The organism is Mycobacterium kyogaense (assembly GCF_003254575.1).
GTDB classification, from domain to species: Bacteria; Actinomycetota; Actinomycetes; order Mycobacteriales; family Mycobacteriaceae; genus Mycobacterium; species Mycobacterium kyogaense.
Window position 1 is genome coordinate 1 of the sequence record NZ_QJUA01000105.1, and the last position, 1,103, is coordinate 1,103.

At 64.4% G+C, this 1,103-nt stretch carries 1 pseudogene; it reads right to left on the reverse strand.

From position 1 onward, the window contains the following. Positions 1–183: 183 nt before the first annotated feature. Positions 184–1,103: pseudogene (locus DMB80_RS28315) on the reverse strand (hypothetical protein); the annotation flags it as partial.

Here is a 1,103-nt window from a genome sequence, read left to right on the forward strand (position 1 = left end):
GACGCGAGGATCGATGGGTTCATTGACAGCCACCCCCGCAGCCTCGGGGCGGAAGTGTCACCACCAGAACCACCCGAAGTGTCACCGATGTCCTGATGCAGAACTGTCACCGATGTCCTGAGAGATGACAGGTGACACCCCTCGACGCCAATTTCTACGGCTGGGGATAACTCAGCGAGGTGATCAACGATTCCTACGCCGACGAACCCACTGAATGACACGCTGACCGACCTCAGTGGAAAGGCTTGCCGGAGGACGGCTTACCGGCGGGGCCGGGGTCACGCCGGGGGTCTCGGAAGCGACAGCCGACGTCTCGCTGACGTCAGCATCTTCTGTGCCTTGATCATCGGCGACCGCGGCATCAGGATCGCCTGACTCGGTATCTGCGGACTGATCAGCGGTCAATGCTTCAGCCGCATCCTCACCCTCGACGGCGACGTCATGCGCAACCTCAGCATCACCGACCGCCTCTGCAGCCTCGTCGGCATCGACCGAACCCAGACCCGCCTCAGGCTCAGACTCAGACTCGACAGACTCCGACGCCTGTTCAGCGGTCAGCGCTTCGGCAGCATCCTCACCCTCGACGGCGACGTCATGCGCAACCTCAGCATCACCGACCGCCTCCGCAGCCTCATCGGCGTCCACCGATCCGAGACCCGCCTCAGGCTCCGAAGACTCGGACTCGACAGACTCCGACGCCTCATCAGCGGTCAGCGCTTCAGCAGCATCCTCACCCTCAACCGCAACCGCACGCGCGACCTCAGCATCACCGACCGCCTCCGCAACCTCGTCGGCATCGACCGAACCCAGACCCGCCTCAGGCTCCGACGACTCGGGGTCGACAGACTCCGACGACTCGGGCTCAGGCTCATCAGCGGTCAGCGCCTCGGCAGCATCCTCACCCTCGACAGCGACGGCATGCGCAACCTCAGCATCACCGACCGCCTCCGCAACCTCATCGGCATCGACCGAACCCAGACCCGCCTCAGGCTCCGAAGACTCGGACTCGACAGACTCCGACGCCTCATCAGCGGTCAGCGCTTCAGCAGCATCCTCACCCTCAACCGCAACCGCACGCGCGACCTCAGCATCACCGACCGCCT